29 protein-coding genes and 1 pseudogene are annotated in these 17,487 nt (G+C 32.3%); 29 read left to right on the plus strand and 1 reads right to left on the minus strand.

Going from position 1 to position 17,487, the window contains the following annotated elements; genetic code table 11:
* Window positions 1-17: 17 nt before the first annotated feature.
* From ANHYDRO_RS10885 to hcp, 3 genes are all read left to right on the plus strand, one after another.
* A complete protein-coding gene (locus tag ANHYDRO_RS10885) occupies window positions 18-602 on the plus strand; it encodes a hypothetical protein (protein ID WP_004815449.1) in 585 nt (194 codons plus the stop codon).
* Window positions 568-1,497 carry a hypothetical protein gene (locus ANHYDRO_RS10890; RefSeq protein WP_004815451.1) on the plus strand — a complete coding sequence of 310 codons (930 nt, stop codon included), beginning with the start codon at window positions 568-570 and terminating at the stop codon, window positions 1,495-1,497. The genes ANHYDRO_RS10885 and ANHYDRO_RS10890 overlap by 35 nt, the downstream gene beginning before the upstream one ends.
* A gap of 112 nt (window positions 1,498-1,609) precedes the next feature.
* Window positions 1,610-3,226 carry a hydroxylamine reductase gene (gene hcp / locus ANHYDRO_RS07915; protein ID WP_004815453.1) on the plus strand — a complete coding sequence of 539 codons (1,617 nt, stop codon included), beginning with the start codon at window positions 1,610-1,612 and terminating at the stop codon, window positions 3,224-3,226.
* Window positions 3,227-3,288: 62 nt separating this feature from the next.
* Here hcp and ANHYDRO_RS07920 read toward each other — a convergent pair whose 3' ends face one another.
* Entirely contained in the window at window positions 3,289-4,614 is a 1,326-nt protein-coding gene (locus ANHYDRO_RS07920) for an alanine/glycine:cation symporter family protein (protein ID WP_004815454.1), read from the minus strand.
* A 198-nt stretch (window positions 4,615-4,812) separates the two neighbouring features.
* Between ANHYDRO_RS07920 and ANHYDRO_RS07925 the strand changes: the two genes are divergently transcribed.
* The 26 genes and pseudogenes from ANHYDRO_RS07925 (at window position 4,813) to rpmJ (ending at window position 17,476) form a co-directional block, all read left to right on the plus strand.
* Window positions 4,813-5,460: a Crp/Fnr family transcriptional regulator gene (locus ANHYDRO_RS07925; protein ID WP_004815456.1), complete on the plus strand. Its 648-nt coding sequence runs from the start codon at window positions 4,813-4,815 to the stop codon at window positions 5,458-5,460.
* A gap of 296 nt (window positions 5,461-5,756) precedes the next feature.
* Window positions 5,757-6,065: a 30S ribosomal protein S10 gene (gene rpsJ / locus ANHYDRO_RS07930; RefSeq protein ID WP_004815458.1), complete on the plus strand. Its 309-nt coding sequence runs from the start codon at window positions 5,757-5,759 to the stop codon at window positions 6,063-6,065.
* Window positions 6,066-6,130: 65 nt separating this feature from the next.
* On the plus strand, window positions 6,131-6,760 hold the full coding sequence (gene rplC, locus ANHYDRO_RS07935) for a 50S ribosomal protein L3 (RefSeq protein WP_004815459.1): 630 nt from the start codon (window positions 6,131-6,133) through the stop codon (window positions 6,758-6,760).
* Between the two features lie 13 nt (window positions 6,761-6,773).
* Window positions 6,774-7,397 (plus strand): 50S ribosomal protein L4, encoded by a 624-nt coding sequence (rplD, locus tag ANHYDRO_RS07940; protein WP_004815461.1) that lies wholly within the window; start codon window positions 6,774-6,776, stop codon window positions 7,395-7,397.
* The gene (rplW, locus tag ANHYDRO_RS07945; protein WP_004815462.1) at window positions 7,397-7,690 is read left to right on the plus strand and encodes a 50S ribosomal protein L23; all 294 of its coding nucleotides are present in this window, start codon (window positions 7,397-7,399) and stop codon (window positions 7,688-7,690) included. The genes rplD and rplW overlap by 1 nt, the downstream gene beginning before the upstream one ends.
* An 11-nt stretch (window positions 7,691-7,701) precedes the next feature.
* The gene (rplB, locus tag ANHYDRO_RS07950; protein ID WP_004815463.1) at window positions 7,702-8,535 is read left to right on the plus strand and encodes a 50S ribosomal protein L2; all 834 of its coding nucleotides are present in this window, start codon (window positions 7,702-7,704) and stop codon (window positions 8,533-8,535) included.
* A 9-nt stretch (window positions 8,536-8,544) separates the two neighbouring features.
* Window positions 8,545-8,832, plus strand: coding sequence for a 30S ribosomal protein S19 (rpsS, locus tag ANHYDRO_RS07955; RefSeq protein WP_004815464.1), 288 nt, complete (start codon window positions 8,545-8,547; stop codon window positions 8,830-8,832).
* Between the two features lie 10 nt (window positions 8,833-8,842).
* A complete protein-coding gene (rplV, locus tag ANHYDRO_RS07960) occupies window positions 8,843-9,190 on the plus strand; it encodes a 50S ribosomal protein L22 (protein WP_004815465.1) in 348 nt (115 codons plus the stop codon).
* A gap of 2 nt (window positions 9,191-9,192) precedes the next feature.
* Entirely contained in the window at window positions 9,193-9,918 is a 726-nt protein-coding gene (gene rpsC / locus ANHYDRO_RS07965) for a 30S ribosomal protein S3 (RefSeq protein WP_004815467.1), read from the plus strand.
* Between the two features lie 29 nt (window positions 9,919-9,947).
* A complete protein-coding gene (gene rplP / locus ANHYDRO_RS07970) occupies window positions 9,948-10,379 on the plus strand; it encodes a 50S ribosomal protein L16 (RefSeq protein WP_004815469.1) in 432 nt (143 codons plus the stop codon).
* A complete protein-coding gene (gene rpmC, locus ANHYDRO_RS07975; RefSeq protein WP_004815471.1) occupies window positions 10,379-10,585 on the plus strand; it encodes a 50S ribosomal protein L29 in 207 nt (68 codons plus the stop codon). The genes rplP and rpmC overlap by 1 nt, the downstream gene beginning before the upstream one ends.
* 4 nt (window positions 10,586-10,589) lie before the next feature.
* Window positions 10,590-10,850 carry a 30S ribosomal protein S17 gene (rpsQ, locus tag ANHYDRO_RS07980; RefSeq protein WP_004815472.1) on the plus strand — a complete coding sequence of 87 codons (261 nt, stop codon included), beginning with the start codon at window positions 10,590-10,592 and terminating at the stop codon, window positions 10,848-10,850.
* A 19-nt stretch (window positions 10,851-10,869) separates the two neighbouring features.
* Window positions 10,870-11,238: a 50S ribosomal protein L14 gene (rplN, locus tag ANHYDRO_RS07985; protein WP_004815474.1), complete on the plus strand. Its 369-nt coding sequence runs from the start codon at window positions 10,870-10,872 to the stop codon at window positions 11,236-11,238.
* Between the two features lie 9 nt (window positions 11,239-11,247).
* Window positions 11,248-11,556 (plus strand): 50S ribosomal protein L24, encoded by a 309-nt coding sequence (gene rplX, locus ANHYDRO_RS07990; protein ID WP_004815475.1) that lies wholly within the window; start codon window positions 11,248-11,250, stop codon window positions 11,554-11,556.
* A gap of 17 nt (window positions 11,557-11,573) precedes the next feature.
* The gene (rplE, locus tag ANHYDRO_RS07995; protein WP_004815477.1) at window positions 11,574-12,116 is read left to right on the plus strand and encodes a 50S ribosomal protein L5; all 543 of its coding nucleotides are present in this window, start codon (window positions 11,574-11,576) and stop codon (window positions 12,114-12,116) included.
* An 11-nt stretch (window positions 12,117-12,127) separates the two neighbouring features.
* Entirely contained in the window at window positions 12,128-12,313 is a 186-nt protein-coding gene (locus tag ANHYDRO_RS08000) for a type Z 30S ribosomal protein S14 (protein ID WP_004815479.1), read from the plus strand.
* 18 nt (window positions 12,314-12,331) lie between these two features.
* Window positions 12,332-12,727, plus strand: a complete 396-nt coding sequence (gene rpsH / locus ANHYDRO_RS08005; RefSeq protein WP_004815481.1) for a 30S ribosomal protein S8 — start codon at window positions 12,332-12,334, stop codon at window positions 12,725-12,727.
* 10 nt (window positions 12,728-12,737) lie between these two features.
* Window positions 12,738-13,278, plus strand: a pseudogene (rplF, locus tag ANHYDRO_RS08010) (50S ribosomal protein L6).
* A 9-nt stretch (window positions 13,279-13,287) separates the two neighbouring features.
* The gene (rplR, locus tag ANHYDRO_RS08015; RefSeq protein WP_004815489.1) at window positions 13,288-13,653 is read left to right on the plus strand and encodes a 50S ribosomal protein L18; all 366 of its coding nucleotides are present in this window, start codon (window positions 13,288-13,290) and stop codon (window positions 13,651-13,653) included.
* 15 nt (window positions 13,654-13,668) lie between these two features.
* Complete coding sequence (gene rpsE / locus ANHYDRO_RS08020; protein WP_004815490.1) at window positions 13,669-14,175, plus strand: 30S ribosomal protein S5; 507 nt, start codon at window positions 13,669-13,671, stop codon at window positions 14,173-14,175.
* 11 nt (window positions 14,176-14,186) lie between these two features.
* The gene (gene rpmD / locus ANHYDRO_RS08025) at window positions 14,187-14,369 is read left to right on the plus strand and encodes a 50S ribosomal protein L30 (protein WP_004815493.1); all 183 of its coding nucleotides are present in this window, start codon (window positions 14,187-14,189) and stop codon (window positions 14,367-14,369) included.
* 10 nt (window positions 14,370-14,379) lie between these two features.
* Complete coding sequence (gene rplO, locus ANHYDRO_RS08030; protein WP_004815494.1) at window positions 14,380-14,823, plus strand: 50S ribosomal protein L15; 444 nt, start codon at window positions 14,380-14,382, stop codon at window positions 14,821-14,823.
* On the plus strand, window positions 14,823-16,094 hold the full coding sequence (gene secY, locus ANHYDRO_RS08035; RefSeq protein WP_004815497.1) for a preprotein translocase subunit SecY: 1,272 nt from the start codon (window positions 14,823-14,825) through the stop codon (window positions 16,092-16,094). The genes rplO and secY overlap by 1 nt, the downstream gene beginning before the upstream one ends.
* Window positions 16,095-16,098: 4 nt before the next feature.
* Complete coding sequence (locus ANHYDRO_RS08040) at window positions 16,099-16,743, plus strand: adenylate kinase (protein ID WP_004815498.1); 645 nt, start codon at window positions 16,099-16,101, stop codon at window positions 16,741-16,743.
* A 168-nt stretch (window positions 16,744-16,911) separates the two neighbouring features.
* Complete coding sequence (gene infA / locus ANHYDRO_RS08045; RefSeq protein WP_004815500.1) at window positions 16,912-17,130, plus strand: translation initiation factor IF-1; 219 nt, start codon at window positions 16,912-16,914, stop codon at window positions 17,128-17,130.
* A 232-nt stretch (window positions 17,131-17,362) separates the two neighbouring features.
* Window positions 17,363-17,476: a 50S ribosomal protein L36 gene (gene rpmJ / locus ANHYDRO_RS08050; protein WP_004818043.1), complete on the plus strand. Its 114-nt coding sequence runs from the start codon at window positions 17,363-17,365 to the stop codon at window positions 17,474-17,476.
* Window positions 17,477-17,487: the final 11 nt, after the last annotated feature.

Below are 17,487 nucleotides of genomic sequence, written 5' to 3' on the forward strand. Positions count from 1 at the left end.
CAGAAAGAGGTGATTTTATGGGGAATTTAATTAGTGTTGATAGAAAAATGAAGTTTCAAAACTTTAAACGTTCTGAGCTTGCTGAAAGGCTTGGTAGGCTTGCTAGGATTTGTAATGACTTGGATATTCCAATTTTAATTATTGTTGATGGATGGGAGTCTTCGGGGCGTGGTTATGTTATTAAGGACTTGTGCCGTGAATTTGCTGCTAAAAATTTTGATGTTGAAGTCTTTGATAAGGATGAATCTTTTGATGATTTGTACCCTTTTATAAGAAAATTTTGGGTAAATGTGCCTGAAAAGGGAAAAATCAAAATTTTTGATAGGTCATTTTATTATAAAATTTTTGAAAAGAAAAATTTGTCTGATAAAGAAATTCAAAAAAGAATTGATTCTATAAAATCTATCGAAAAGGCCCTTTTTGATGACCAAACCATTATTTTGAAATTTTTCTTAAATATTGATAAAAAGGAACAGAAAAAAAGAATTGAGAAATTGGAGGATTCTATTAAGGAAGATTTCTATATTGACGGTTTGGATGTAGACCAAGTTAAAAACTACAAGGATTATGAAAAACATTTCAAAAAAAACCTTGGTTGCTAGTGATTTTTCTTACTCTAGATGGGAAATTATTGATTCTAATGATAGAAAAGCTGCTAGCAAGGAAGTTTTGGGTCTTGCCCTTGATAAAATTAGTCAGGGGATAGAAAGGGTTGTTAGGCAAAGGGAAGAAAATGAAAATGAAAAAAGAGATTATATTTCTTCTTCTAATATTTTACAAAACATTGACCTTTCCAAATCTATTTCTGATGATGAGTATAAGGAAAAAAAAGATAAGCTCCAAGATGAAGTTGCTAAATTAATGTACAAATTTTACCAAAAGGGTATCAGCCAAGTTTTGGTTTTTGAGGGGGTTGATGCTGCTGGAAAAGATGGGGCTATTGAAAGGTTGATTAAAAAAGTTGATCCAAGACTATACAGTGTTCACGGAATTTCTGCTCCATCAAAGGAAGAATTATCAAGAAATTATTTGTGGAGATTTTTTACAAAACTTCCTAAGGATGGTTATGTAGGAATTTTTTCAAGGTCTTGGTATGGAAGGGTTATGGTCGAAAGAGTTGAAGGCTTTGCCAAAACCAATGAATGGGACAGGGCTTACGGAGAAATGCTTGATATGGAAAAGCAAATTTACGACCACGGATCTTTGCTTTTGAAATTTTTTGTAACAATTGATAAGGATGAGCAATTAAAAAGATTTAAAGATAGGCAAAGAGAGCCTGATAAGCAATATAAAATCACAGATGAGGACTGGAGAAACAGGGACAAATGGGATGATTATATTGAGGCAATGAATGAAATGCTTGAAAGAACCAATGCCAGCTACGCTCCTTGGATAATTGTTGAGGGAAACTGTAAAAAATATGCGAGAATAAAGGTTATGGAAGAATATATAAAGGCTGCTAAAAACCACCTAAAAAAACTCGAAAATAAAAAATAATTATCAATTTGTAACATAGGTTACCGATTAATAATCTTTTTTCTTGTATTATAGGATTGTAAGATTAAAGAGAAGATAAAAATAGAGTATATATTAAAGAAAGGATTTTATTATGTTTTGTTTTCAATGTCAAGAAACAGCTGGTAACAAGGGCTGTACAAAAGTAGGTGTTTGTGGAAAAGATGAAAATACTGCAAATAGCCAAGATTTGTTAATATATGTAACAAAGGGACTTGCTGAAGTTTTAAATAAATTAGAAAATGCAGATTCTAAATATTATGATTTAATTTCAAATAATATGTTTGTAACAATTACAAATGCAAATTTTGATGAGGATCATATTTTAGATAAGGTAGAAGAAACTATAAAGGCAAAAGATGAATTAATAAAAGAAAATAATATTGAAGATTTATCAGATGCAGGAAAATATACAACAGATGATAGAGATGAGCTAAAAAGAAAAGCTATCGAAGTTGGTGTATTAAATATAGTAAATGAAGATGAAAGATCTTTGGTTGAATTAATAACTTATGGTCTAAAGGGAATGGCAGCTTATAACCACCACGCAAATGTTTTGGGTTATAGAAATGATCAAGTTGATAAATTTATCGCCAAAACTTTGGAAAAAACCTTAAAAGATGATAAGGATATAAATGATTTAATCAATTTAACAATGGAAACTGGAAAACATGGTCTTATGGCAATGGAAACATTGGATAAGGCAAATACAGAAAAATTTGGTAATCCAGAAATTACAGAAGTAGATTTTTCTGCAGGAGAAAATCCAGCAATTTTAATTTCAGGTCACGATTTAAATGATATGGAAATGTTGCTTGAACAAACAAAGGGTACTGGTGTAGATGTTTATACTCACTCAGAAATGCTACCTGCAAACTACTATCCAAAATTCAAAAAATATGACCACTTCCATGGTAATTATGGTAATTCTTGGTGGAGCCAAAATGATGAATTCCAAAAATTCAATGGACCAATTTTGATGACAACAAACTGCATAGTTCCACTTAAAAAAGATAATGACTATCTTGATAGGTTATTTACAACAGGAAATGCAGGATATCCTGGTGCAAAACACATAAATGCTGATGAAAATGGTCACAAAGATTTCTCACAAATAATTGAGATGGCAAAATCTTGCAAGGCTCCAGAAAATCTTGAAAATACAAAAATTGTTGGAGGTTTTGCCCATAACCAAGTTGAGGCTCTTGCTGGAGATGTGGTAAAAGAAATTAAGGCTGGAAATATTAAAAAATTCGTTGTAATGGCTGGTTGTGACGGAAGACACAAGGGAAGATCATATTACACAGAATTTGCAGAAAAATTACCAGAAGATTATGTAATTTTAACAGCAGGCTGTGCAAAATACAGATATAACAAATTAAATCTTGGAGACATAAATGGAATTCCAAGAGTATTAGACGCTGGTCAATGTAACGATTCATATTCTTTGGTAAAAACTGCTTTACTATTACAAGATGCCTTTGGTCTTGAATCAGTAAATGACTTACCACTAGAATTTAATATAGCTTGGTATGAACAAAAAGCTGTAATAGTTTTACTAGCTTTATTAAGTCTAGGAGTACAAAATATCCACCTAGGACCAACACTACCTGCTTTCTTATCAGAAACTGTAGTAAATTTCTTGGTAGAAAATTTCAATATTGCTCCAATTACAAATGTAGAAAAAGACTTAGAAGAATTTACAGCATAAAAAATAAAAAGAAAATAAATCTTATTAAAAGACCCACAAAATTTGTGGGTCTTTGTCTTATATTAATATTCATTCATCATTTTTTTTACATCTTTATGTAGGTAAAAAAGTGCTATTACATTTGGAATAACCATCAAAGAATTAAATAAATCTGATAAATTCCAAACTAGTTCAATCTCTCTTGTAGATCCCCAAATTATAAAAAATAAAACTATAATCCTATAAGGGGTGAGACCTTTTTTACCAAATAAAAATTTAATATTAGTTTCACCAAAATAATACCAACCAACTATAGTTGTAAAGGCAAAAAATGTTAAAGATATGGAAAGAAGAATTTTTCCAATATTTCCAAATCCTAATTCAAAGGCCTTTTGGGTAACAAGGGCTCCATCAAGACCGAATTCATTTGACTTTGTTGAAAGAATTATTAAGGCTGTTGCTGTACAAACAACCATAGTATCTATAAAAACTCCAACCATAGCTGTATAACCTTGTTCTACTGGATGTTCAACGACTGCAGTTGCGTGAGCGTGAGGAGTAGAACCCATACCAGCTTCATTAGAAAAAAGTCCCCTAGCAACACCCATAACGAGAGCTTTTTTAATACCAAATCCTAAGGCTCCACCAGCAGCTGCCTTTGTAGTAAAGGCTGCTTGAAAAATTGTCTTTATAGTTGATGGAATATTGGCTCTAAATTTTATAAGGATAATTACTGAAAAAACTATATAAATAAGAGCCATAAAAGGAACCACAAGTTGGGCGAAATTTGCGATTCTTTTAATACCACCAATAAAAACAAGGCCTGCAACAATAGCAACTATAATTCCAATAACAATCAAGGGTATAAAATTAAAAGCTTCGTTAATACTAGTAGCTATAGAGTTTGATTGGGTCATATTACCAAAAAAACCTAAGGCAAGAACTATAAGAATTGCAAAAGTTTTTGCTAAAATCATTCCTAATTTTTTATTTTTAAAACCATTTTTCATATAATATGCAGGCCCACCTACATATCCCTCATCATTACTTTCCCTATATTTTTGGGAAAGGCATGCTTCAGCAAAGATTGTAGCCATACCTAATAAGGCTGAAAACCACATCCAAAAAATAGCCCCAGGACCACCAACTACAATAGCAGTAGCAGTTCCTGCAACATTTCCTGTACCAACTTGGGCTGCAATAGCAACGGATAAGGCCTGGAAAGATGAAATACCATCATGGTTTTTCTCAAACATTCCACCAAAGACATTTTTAAAAGCAGTGCTAAATTTTCTAAATTGGATTGCTCCTGTATAGATTGTGTAAAAAATTCCTACACCCAGCAAAGATCCAATAAGTAGCCAGTTTCTAATTACACTATTTAAACTATTAATCAGATTCGATATCATAATTACTCCTATAACTTATTTTTTTCATATTTACTTTAAAATCCTGGATTTTGAATTGATTATATACAATTAAAAATAAATTGTCAAACAAATTTAATATATTGATTAATTAACGAACAAGAAAACGTTACTTATAAATAATTGTTATAATGTAATTTTTAAAATACAAGGTAGGATATAATTTAATAGAGGTGAAAAATGAATTTAAGACAAATACCCATATTTAAAAATTTAAAAGAAAAAGACTTACAAATCTTAAAAGAAAATATAAAAATAGAAGAAAAAATATATGAAAAAGGATCCTATATATTTAAGCAAGGAGATATAAAAGGCGATTTATATTTTCTAAAAGAAGGATCAATATTAGTAGCAAAATTTGATTCAAATGGAAAAAGATCCATAATACAAGCCTTCAATAATAAAGCAATATTTGGAGAAGTTTATGCCTACCTAAAAGAACCATTTGATTTTTCTGCACTGGTAGAAAAAAAATCAAAAATTATAGTAATTAAAGAATTTAGAAACTTAATAAACGAAACCATGCCAAAATCATTTTTAATAAGCTATATAGACTTAATAAGTAAAAAATGCCTAGCCCTAAGTCAAAAAAATCAAATTACAAATCAATTTACTCTCAGGCAAAAAATAGCAAACTTCTTATTAATAGAAGAAGAAAACGAAAAAGTAATCTTAAAACAAACTAGAGAAGAACTAGCAGACTTTTTATCAACAACAAGGCCATCCTTATCAAGAGAATTATCAAATATGGCGGATGAAAAAATTATTAAAATTAAAGGAAGAGAAATCGAAATTTTAAATCTAGATTTGCTAAAGGAAATATTATAAGGATATTTACTCCTATATAATAATGATAGAACTTTTATAATAAAAAAATTTGCATTATTTAAAAAAAACATATATAATAATCAAGATTGGTACAAAAATTATATAAAACTATGAAAATTACTTGATTTTTATTGGTAATTGTTGTATCATGTTTAAGTGCTATGAAGTGGGAGGTTGCTTTCACACTTAAGCCAGATGTGGAAGGTAATTTCCACCAAGCAAGCTAGAGAATAATCTCTAGTGCTTTCCAAATATAATTAAACGCCCGGTAGGGTGGCACATCAAAAGGAGGAAAAATGGCTAATCAAAAAATAAGAATTAGACTAAGAGCATATGATCATGAAATAATTGATAGCTCTGCAGAAAAAATTGTTGAAGCGGTAAAAAGATCAGGAGCAAAAGTAAGTGGACCAATTCCATTACCAACAGAAAAAGAAGTTATAACAATACTTCGTGCGGTTCACAAATACAAAGACTCAAGAGAACAGTTTGAACAAAGAACACATAAAAGATTAATCGACATCATTGGACCAAATGCTAAAACTTTAGATTCTTTAAAGAAACTAAATTTACCAGCTGGTGTTGATATAGAAATAAAACTGTAATTAGAATGATTGAAGATTTTCCAATTAATTTTGGATCAATCCGCTGTAATTAAGGAGGTACTCAAATGAAGAGTATATTTACAACAAAAGTAGGCATGACTCAAGTCATTGATGAAGATGGTGTTGTTACACCAGTAACTGTACTAAAAGCTGATGAGAATGTAATAGTTCAAGTTAAATCAGAAGAAGTTGATGGTTACAACTCAATCCAAGTTGGATATTATGACAAAAAAGAAAAAAATGTTAAAAAACCTATTAGAGGACACTTTGATAAGGCTAACGCATCTTACAAAAGATATTTAAAAGAAGTTAGACTTTCAGAAAAATCTGAATTAAACCCTGGAGATACACTAAGTGTTGACCAATTTGAAGAAGGTGAATTAGTAGATATAGTTGCTACTTCAAAAGGTAAGGGAACACAAGGTGCTATTAAAAGATGGAACTACGGAAGAGGACCAGCAAGCCACGGTTCTAAATCACACAGAGTAGCAGGTGCAAGAGCTGCAGGTTCTGATCCAGCTAGAGTGTTCAAAGGTAGAAAAGGCTCTGGAAAAATGGGTAATGAACGTGTAACAGTTCAAAACCTAAAAGTTGTTAAAGTTAACACAGAAGACAGCTACATCTTAGTTAAAGGCGCTGTTCCAGGACCAAAAGGTGGACTTGTTCAAGTAAAACAAGCAATCAAGAGCCTATAATAAGGAGGAATAAATGCCTAAAGTAGAAGTTTTAAATATAAAAGGAGAAAATGTTGGTGAAATCGAGTTAAACGAAACTCTTTTTGCAGCAGATATTGCTGAAACAGCTGTTTATGATACAGTTAAAAACCAACTAGCTAATAAAAGACAAGGCACACAATCCGCTAAGACTCGTTCAGAAGTAAGAGGTGGAGGAAGAAAGCCATTCAGACAAAAAGGAACAGGTAGAGCTAGACAAGGATCTATAAGGGCACCTCACTATACAGGTGGTGGAATTGTATTTGCACCAAAGCCAAGAGACTACAGCTACAAGATTCCTAAGAAAATGAAAAGAAAAGCTCTTTACTCAGTTTTAACTTCAAAAGTAAATGACAATGAATTAGTTGTACTTGATGAATTAAAACTTGACTCATACAAAACTAAAGAAGCAAATGAAATCTTAACAAACATAAAAGCAGATAAAAAAGCATATGTAGTTATTGCTGAAAATGATGACAAAGTTTATAGATCATTTAGAAATATTGAAGGTTGTGATGTAGAAAAAGCAAACCTAATCAATGTATATGATCTTTTAAGACATAACAAACTTGTTATAACAAAAGAAGCAATCGCAAAACTTGAGGAGGTATTTATATAATGAAATCACCTTACGAAATAGTAAAAAGACCAATAATTACTGAAAAAAGTATGGAGTTAATTGAAGATAATAAATACACTTTTGAAGTAGACAAAAATGCTAACAAAGCAGAAATCAAACATGCAATCGAAACTATCTTTGAAGGAGTAAAGGTTAAAAAAGTAAGAACATTAAACTTTACAGGTAAAAAAGTTAGAACTAGATATGGTTATGGTAAAAAAGCTGATTGGAAAAAAGCTTACGTTACATTAACTGAAGATTCTGAAGCAATTGAATACTTCGACGGAATGTAGGGAGGATTTAAATGCCTATAAGAAAATTAAAACCAACATCAAACGGACACAGAAATATGTCTGTTATGACATATAGTGAAATCACAAAAAAAGCCCCAGAAAAATCTCTTACAACTGATTTGAAAAAATCAGGTGGAAGAAATAATACTGGTAGAATAACAGTTCGCCATAGAGGTGGTGGAGCTAAAAGAAAATATAGAATCATTGATTTCAAAAGAAACAAAGATAATATACCAGCAAGAGTAAAAGCTATTGAATATGATCCAAACAGATCTGCAAATATTGCTCTTTTAGCTTATGCTGACGGAGAAAAAAGATATATACTTGCTCCAAGAAATCTTAAAGTTGGAGATGTAGTTGAAAGTGGAAAAGAAGCTGATATCAAACCAGGTAATGCACTTGAATTAAAAGATATTCCAGTAGGTACACAAATTCACAATATCGAACTTAAGGCAGGAAGAGGAGCAATTCTTGTAAGAAGTGCAGGAGTTTCTGCTCAACTTATGGCTAAAGAAGGAAGATTTGCAACAATAAAATTACCAAGTGGTGAAACAAGATTAATCCACAATGATTGTAAAGCAACAATCGGTATGGTTGGAAACATCGAACACGAATTAGTAAGAGTTGGTAAAGCTGGTAAAACAAGATATATGGGTCAAAGACCACATGTAAGAGGATCAGCAATGAACCCAGTAGACCATCCACACGGTGGTGGTGAAGGAAGAACACCAGTAGGTAGACCAGCACCATCAACACCATGGGGTAAACCAGCACTTGGTCTTAAAACAAGAAGAAAGAAAAATAAATCTTCTAAATACATTGTAAGAAGAAGAAACGAAAAATAGGGGGATTTAATGGCTAGATCACTAAAAAAAGGACCTTTTGTCGATGAACATTTAATGAAAAAAATTGAAGCATTAAATGAAAAAAATGACAAAAAGGTAGTTAAAACTTGGTCAAGACGTTCTACAATATTTCCTGAATTTGTAGAACATACTATAGCAGTTCACGATGGTAGAAAGCATGTTCCAATATATATAACAGAAGATATGGTTGGACATAAACTTGGAGAATTCGTTCCAACAAGAACTTTCAAAGGCCACGCTAAAAAAGCGACTGAATTGAAATCAAAATTAAGATAGGAGAGTATAAATGGAAGTTAAAGCAACAGCTAAATATGTAAGAATATCTCCTCTTAAAGTTAATTATATATGTAGAGAAATTAGAGGTAAACAAGTAGATGAAGCACTTACTATTTTAAGATTTACAAATAAAAAAGGTGCTAGACTACTTTCAGACGTACTTAAAAGTGCAATAGCAAACGCAGAAAACAATAACGGATTATCTAGAGACAATCTTATTGTTAAAAAAGCCTTCGCAAACGACGCTCCAACTATGAAAAGATGGAGACCTAAGGCTAAGGGTGCAGCTTATCCAATCCTTAAGAGATCATCTCACATAGGTGTAGTTCTTACAGAAGACGAAGTAGAGGAGGCATAATAATGGGTCAAAAAGTAAATCCTAAAGGTTTTAGAGTTGGCGTAATTAAAGAATGGGACTCTAAATGGTATGCAAATAAAAAAGACTTTTCTGAACTTTTAGTAGAAGATCATAAGATAAGAGAATTAGTTAAAAAAGAAGTTTACGATGCAGGAATTTCTGATATAGAAATTGAAAGAGCAGTAAATAACATCAAAGTTTCAGTTTATACTGGAAAACCAGGAATGGTAATCGGTAAAGGCGGAGCAGGAGTAGAAGAATTAAAGAAAAAAGTAGAAAAAATCGCTCCTGGCAAAAGAGTAATAATTAACGTTGAAGAAATCAAAAATCAAGACGTTGATGCTCAATTAGTAGCTGAAAATATAGCAGCACAACTTGAAAATCGTATCACATTTAGACGTGCTATGAAACAAGCAGTTCAAAGAACAATGAGAGCTGGAGCTGTAGGAATCAAAACTCAAGTATCTGGTAGACTTGGTGGTGCTGATATGGCAAGAAGCGAAGGATACAACGAAGGAAAAGTTCCACTTCAAACACTAAGAGCAGATGTTGATTATGGTTTTGCAGAAGCTGATACCCAATATGGTAAAATCGGATGTAAAGTTTGGATTAACAGAGGAGAAGTTCTTCCTGGAGAAAAAGCAAAGAGAATTCCAGACATTAAACAACCAAAACAAAACAGAAGAAACAAGAAAAGACGTCCAAATAGAAGAAACAACGATAGATAATATTATTATCTCAAGGAGGAAACAAGATTATGTTAATGCCTAAAAGAGTAAAATATCGTAGACAACATAGGGGAAGAATGAAAGGTAAAGCCCAAAAAGGTAATACACTTGCTTATGGTGAATACGGATTACAAGCACTAGGTAGCACATGGTTAACAGCTAACCAAATCGAGGCTGCAAGACGTGCTATGACAAGATATATAAAAAGAGGCGGAAATATTTGGATTAAAGTATTTCCAGACAAACCAGTATCAAAGAAGCCAGCAGAAGTAAGAATGGGATCTGGTAAAGGTGCTCCAGAATATTGGGTAGCAGTAGTTAAACCAGGTAGAATTTTGTTTGAAATGAGTGGTGTAAGTGAAGAAGTTGCAAGAGAAGCTATGAGACTTGCAGCACAAAAACTTCCAATCAAAACAAAATTTGTAAAAAGGCTTGAAGTCAAAGAAGTGGAGGAAGCTTAATGAAAGCAGTAGAAATCAGAAAATTAAGTGAAAGCGAATTAAATAAAAAACTTTTCGATTTACAATCTGAATTATTTAATCTTCGTTTCCAATTGGCTACAGGTCAACTTGAAAACCCAGCTGCTATTGGAAATGTTAAACAAGATATAGCTAGAGTAAAAACAATCCAAACAGAGAGAAAGCTCAATATAAATAAGGAGGCTTAACTTGATGGAAAGAAATAGTAGAAGATCCGTTCAAGGAATAGTTGTATCAGACAAAATGGATAAAACAATTACTGTAAAAGTAGAAACAAAAATCCAACACCCTGTATACAAAAAAAGATTAAATGTAAGTAAGAAATATAAAGCTCACGATGAGAACAATGAAGCTAGAGTTGGCGATACAGTAACAATAATGGAAACTAGACCATTATCTAAGACAAAAAGATGGAGACTAGTTAAAATTAACGAGACTGCAGTTCGTGCTTAATTAGGTAAAGGAGATTATTATGATACAACAAGAATCTCGTATGAGAGTAGCAGATAACTCCGGAGCAAGAGAACTTTCAGTTATCAAAGTTCTTGGAGGAGCCGGAAGAAGATACGCAAACATTGGGGACATAGTTACTTGTTCAGTTAAAAGTGCAACACCCGGTGGAGCGGTAAAAAAAGGTGAAGTTGTAAAAGCTGTTATAGTTAGAACTTCAAGAGGAGTTAAAAGAAGCGATGGATCATACATCAAATTTGATGACAACGCAGCTGTAATAGTAAAAGACGACAAATCACCTGTAGGAACTCGTATATTCGGGCCAGTAACAAGAGAACTTCGTCATGAAGGATTCATGAGAATTATCTCACTTGCACCGGAAGTATTATAGGAGGATTAAATGCATATTAAAAAAGGCGATAAAGTCCAAGTAATATCAGGTGAATATAAAGGACATGTAGGAGAAGTTATTAAAGCATTTCCTAAGGAAAATAGAGTAATAGTTGAAGGTGCAAACATTCAAACTAAACACCAAAAAGCAAGACAAATGGGTGAAGAAAGTGGAAGATTTGAAAGAGAAGGAAAAATCTCAGCATCAAAAGTTCTACTATACTCAGAAAGCTTGAAAAAAGGTGTAAGAACATCAACTGAAATAATCGATGGAAAAAAAGTAAGAGTTTGCAAAAAAACTGACGAAAAATTCGATTAGATCCAAAAGGAGTAATTATGACAAGTAGATTAAAAGAAAAATATAAATCAGAAGTTGTTAAAGGTCTTGTGGATCAATTCGGTTATGAAAACTTAATGCAAGTACCAAAACTTGAAAAAATTGTTATAAATATCGGACTTGGTGAAGCAAAAGATAATAAAAACATTTTAAACAAGGCAAAAAACGAACTTGCACTTATTACAGGTCAACAACCAATTGAAATAAAAGCTAAAAAATCTGTATCAAACTTCAAACTAAGAGAAGGCCAACCAATAGGTACAAAAGTAACTCTTAGAGGAGAAAAAATGTATGATTTCATGGATAAATTAATTTCAATTTCTCTACCAAGGGTAAGAGACTTTAGAGGAATTAATCCAAATTCATTTGACGGAAGAGGAAATTATTCATTAGGAATCAAGGAACAATTAATATTCCCAGAAATTAACTACGATGATGTTGATTTCTTACATGGTATGGATATTACATTTGTAACAACAGCAAAAACTGATGAAGAAGCTAAAGCATTCTTAACATTAATGGGAATGCCTTACAGAAAATAAAGGAGCAAAAAATGGCAAGAAAGTCAATGATTGCGAAACAAAAAAGAAAGCCAAAATACAGTACAAGAGCATATTCAAGATGCAAGATTTGTGGAAGACCACATTCTGTATTAAGAAAATACGGTATTTGCCGTGTATGCTTTAGAGAGCTCGCAAACAAAGGTGAAATTCCTGGAGTAAGAAAAGCAAGCTGGTAAGTTAGGAGGAAAATAATTATGATGACAGATCCAATTGCGGATATGCTAACAAGAATAAGAAATGGTAATAAAGCTAATCATACATCTGTAAGCTTACCATCTTCTAATGAGAAACGTGCTATTGCTCAAATTCTATTAGACGAAGGTTACATCAAAGGATTTGATGTAGAAGAAGACAATAAGCAAGGTATTCTTACAATAGACTTGAAATACGCAGAAGAAGGCGAAAAAGTTATAACAGGACTTAGAAGAATTTCTAAACCAGGATTAAGAGTTTATGTAAAAGCTAATGAAGTACCAAAAGTACTTGATGGACTTGGAATTGCAATAATCTCAACATCAAAAGGACTATTAACAGATAAAGCTGCAAGAGATTTAAATGTCGGCGGCGAAGTTATGTGTTATGTATGGTAAGGAGGAATAAATGTCAAGAATAGGTAAAAAACCAATTGAAATCCCTTCTGGAGTAACTATTGATGTTAAAGACAATTTGGTTACAGTAAAAGGACCAAAAGGTGAAGATTCTCAATTAGTATCAAAAAACTTGAAACTTGAACAAAATGATAACGAGTTAAATGTTATCGCTTCTGAAAATCCTACAAAAATTGAAAATCAAGAACATGGTCTATTTAGATCATTAATTGCAAACATGGTTTTAGGAGTAACAGAAGGATATCAAAAAAACTCTTCAAATAGAAGGAACAGGATATAGAGCTCAAAAACAAGGTAAAACTCTAGTAATGAATCTAGGATTTTCTCACCAAGTTAAAATGGACGATCCTGAAGGTATTGAAGTAGAAGTTCCTAATGACAGAACAATCATTGTAAAAGGAACAAATAAACAACTTGTTGGACAATATGCAGCAAATATCAGAAGATGGAGAAAACCTGAACCATACAAAGGTAAAGGAATCCGTTATGAAGGTGAGCATATTAGAAGAAAAGTTGGTAAGACAGGTAAGTAGGGGGCAATAATGGCTAAAAAAACTAAAGAGCAAAAATTAAAAACTCGTAAGTATAGAGTTAGAAATAAAGTCAGTGGAACTGCTCAAAAACCAAGACTTAGTGTCTACAAATCAAATACTAATATATATGCACAATTAATAGATGATGATGCACAAGTAACACTTGCAAGTGCAAACACATTACAAAAAGAAGTAAATGAAGGTTTAGAAAATTGTGCAAACATTGAAGCTGCCACAAAAGTTGGCGAAATGATAGCAAAAGTTGCACTTGATAAAGGAATCGAAGAGGTTGTTTTTGATAGAAACGGATATCTTTATCACGGAAAAGTAAAAGCCCTAGCTGAAGCAGCAAGAGAAAATGGTCTTAAGTTTTAACGAGGGAGGATTTAGATGTATTTATTAAAACAAGATGTAGACAAACTAAACCTCGAAGATAGAGTAGTTAGTATAAATAGAGTTGCGAAAACTGTTAAAGGTGGACGTAACATGAGATTTGCTGCCTTAGTGGTAGTAGGAGATCAAAATGGACACGTTGGTGTTGGAACTGGAAAAGCAACAGAAGTTCCAGAAGCTATAAGAAAAGCAACAGAAGATGGAAAAAAACATATGATTACTGTTCCTATAGTAAACACAACTGTTCCTCACAGAACATTGGCAAACAAAGGTGCAGGATCTGTACTATTAATGCCAGCTAAAGAAGGTACCGGAATCATAGCAGGTGGACCAGTTCGTGCTATTTGTGAACTTGCAGGATACAAGGATATAAGAGCTAAAAACTTAGGTTCATCAAATCCTAAAAATATCATTAATGCTTGCTTAAAAGCTTTCTCATCTATGAAAACAGTAGAAGAAGTAGCAAGATTACGTGGTAAATCAATAGAAGAATTCGATTATTAAGGAGTAATTCTATGGCAAAAGTTGAAATAAAATTAAAAAAATCCTTCATAGGCAGAAAAGACGATCAAATCGCTACTGCAAAGGCGCTAGGTCTTAAAAAGATTGGTCAAACAGTAGTAAGAGAAGATTCTTCTGCACTAAGAGGAATGATCAATAAAATTCCATTTATGTTGGAAGTTAAAGAATTAAGCTAGGAGGTGTAAAATGAAACTTCACGATTTAAAACCTAACCAAAAGCTAAAGACAAAAAATAGAAAAGGTAGAGGTCCAGGAAGTGGAAACGGAACTAGAGCAGGTCGTGGTCAAGACGGACAAAACTCAAGAAGTGGTGGAGGAGTTAGACCAGGATTTGAAGGTGGTCAAATGCCATTATTTAGACGTCTTCCAAAAAGAGGATTCAAAAATATTAACACAAAACAATACGAAATAATAAACGTATGTGATTTAGATATCTTTGAAGACGGTACAGAAGTTACACCTGAACTACTATTTGAAAATAAGATTTTAAATAAAAATAAAGCAAAAGCTGGAATCAAAATTCTTGGTGATGGCGAAATAACAAAAAAATTAACAGTTAAAGCTCACAAATTTACAAAATCTGCAGAAGAAAAAATCACAGCCCAAGGGGGAAAGGCTGAGGTGATCTAATGTTAGATACGCTAAAGAGAGCATGGGGTGAAGAAGAAATTAGAAAGAAATTCTACTTCACTCTTGTGATGTTATTAATCTATAGACTTGGAAATAACATCCCAATTCCATTTATTGACGCACAAAAGTTAGCTGCGGCTTATAAAGGAATGGAAGGAACCCTTGTTGATTACTTAAACATGCTAACAGGTGGTGGTCTTTCAACCCTATCAATATTTGCCCTTGGAGTACAACCTTACATTACAGCATCAATCGTAATGCAGTTACTCACAGTTGTAATACCAAGATTTGAAGAGCTAACAAAAGAAGGCGAAGCAGGAAGAAAAACTATACAAAAATATACAAGATATATGACAATATTTCTTGCTATATTTCAAGCTATAGCGATAACAAATGGATTATACGGAGCAGCTTTATCATCTGCTACACCATTTCAAAAACTAGTTATGAATGTAGTACTTATCGGTGGAACAATGCTTGTAACATGGATGGGTGAAACCATAACAGAAAAAGGAATAGGAAACGGTGTATCAATTATAATCTTCATGGGTATCATTGCAAATGTACCTAAAACATTAAAAACATGGAAGACTGGTCTTCACTACAATACAATCTCATGGCTTTCAATCTTAGTTATGGCAATTGTAGTAATATTTATAGTAGTATTTACTGTAAGAATTACAGAAGGTGAAAGAAAAATACCAGTCCAATATGCAAAAAGAGTAGTTGGAAGAAAAATGTATGGTGGACAATCAACCCACATTCCTGTAAAAGTAAATATGAGTGGTGTAATGCCAATAATATTTGCTTCAGCAGTATTAGCTATCCCATCAACAATTTCATTATTTATGGGAAGAGCAAATGGAGGATTGAATCAATTCTTTAGCAAATCAACACACGGATTTATAATATATCTTGTTGTCCAAGCTGCACTAATCTTAGTGTTTGCATATTTCTACAACATGATACAATTTAATACAGTTGAATATGCTAAGCAACTACAACAAAATGGTGGTTTTGTACCAGGAATTAGACCAGGAAAACCAACTAGTGATTACCTAGCAAAAGTTGGAAACAAAATCACATTTATCGGTGCTATTTCGTTAGCCTTACTTACAATAGTACCAGCACTATCATCAAGATTTTTAGGACTAAACTTATCATTTGGAGGAAGTTCAGTAATAATTGTTGTTGGTGTAATACTTGAAACAGTGAAACAAATAGAAGCAATGCTTACTATGAAAAACTATAAAGGATTTTTAAATAGGTAATATTATGAATATCATATTGTTAGGACCTCCGGGAGCCGGAAAGGGAACACAAGCAGAAAGATTAATAAAAGAATTAGATGCAGTTCAAATATCAACAGGTGATATATTTAGAACAAATATAAAAAATAATACACCTTTGGGAACTAAGGCTAAAGAATATATTAACAAGGGTCAATTAGTTCCTGATGAGTTAACAATAGATTTAGTTTGGGATGCCTTAGATAAGGTAGAAGATGGAAAAACAATTCTACTTGATGGTTTTCCAAGAAATATTACTCAAGCCGAAGCACTTGATGAAGGAATGCAAAAAAGAGATAATAAGATTGATAAGGTAATAAATATCAACGTACCTGAAGATGTAATTATTGAAAGAATATCTGGAAGAAGAGTAAATGTGTCAACCGGAAAAGTTTATCATATAAAATTCAACCCACCAAAAGTTGAAGGGATTGATGATGAAACAGGAGAAAAACTAATCCAAAGAGAAGATGACACAGAAGCTGCAGTTAAAGAAAGACTTGATGTTTACAACAAACACACATCAGTTTTGATTGATTACTACAACAAAAAAGGTATATTAGTTACTATTGACGGTGCAAAAACTCCTGATGAAGTTTTTGATCAAATTAAAAAAAGTTTAGGTAGATAAATAAAAAAATATTAACAAATATGCTAAATTTTTCAATGAATTACAAAATCGAAAACGAGATAAAGATAGAGTCTTTCATAAAAGATATCTTGATTATGTCTTGTTGTAAAAAAGAATCAATCAGACATTAATAGATCAAAATAAAAAAGAAAAGGAGAGATTTTATCGATGTCAAAAAAAGATGCTATAGAAGTAACAGGAGTAGTTAAAGAAGCTCTACCAAATGCAATATTTAAAGTAGAACTAGAAAATGGACATGAAATACAAGCACATATTTCAGGTAAACTAAGAATGAACTACATTAGAATATTACCAGGAGATACAGTTACAGTAGAATTATCTCCATATGATCTTACTCAAGGAAGAATTACTTGGAGAAAGAAATAGTCACGGCAGTGTTAAAGATTTTGATAAAAATCTTTAATTTTCGAGGCGAATGAAATGAGCCCGAAAAACTAAGCGAGCGAAGCGAGAGGATACGGTAGTGTTAAAGATTTTGATAAAAATCTTTAATTTTCGAGGCGAATGAAATGAGCCCGAAAAACTAAGCGAGCAAAGCGAGCAAGCTTTAAGCTGACTATTTGATAAACAAGTTTAGATAAAGAAAGAGAGAACGATAATGAAAGTTAGAGCATCAGTTAAAAAAATGTGTGATAAATGCAAGATTATCAAAAGAAACGGTAAAGTTATGGTAATTTGCGAAAATCCAAAACATAAACAAAGACAAGGTTAAGGAGGTTTTAG

The sequence above is a fragment of the Anaerococcus hydrogenalis DSM 7454 genome, from assembly GCF_000173355.1.
Lineage (GTDB): Bacteria > Bacillota > Clostridia > Tissierellales > Peptoniphilaceae > Anaerococcus > Anaerococcus hydrogenalis.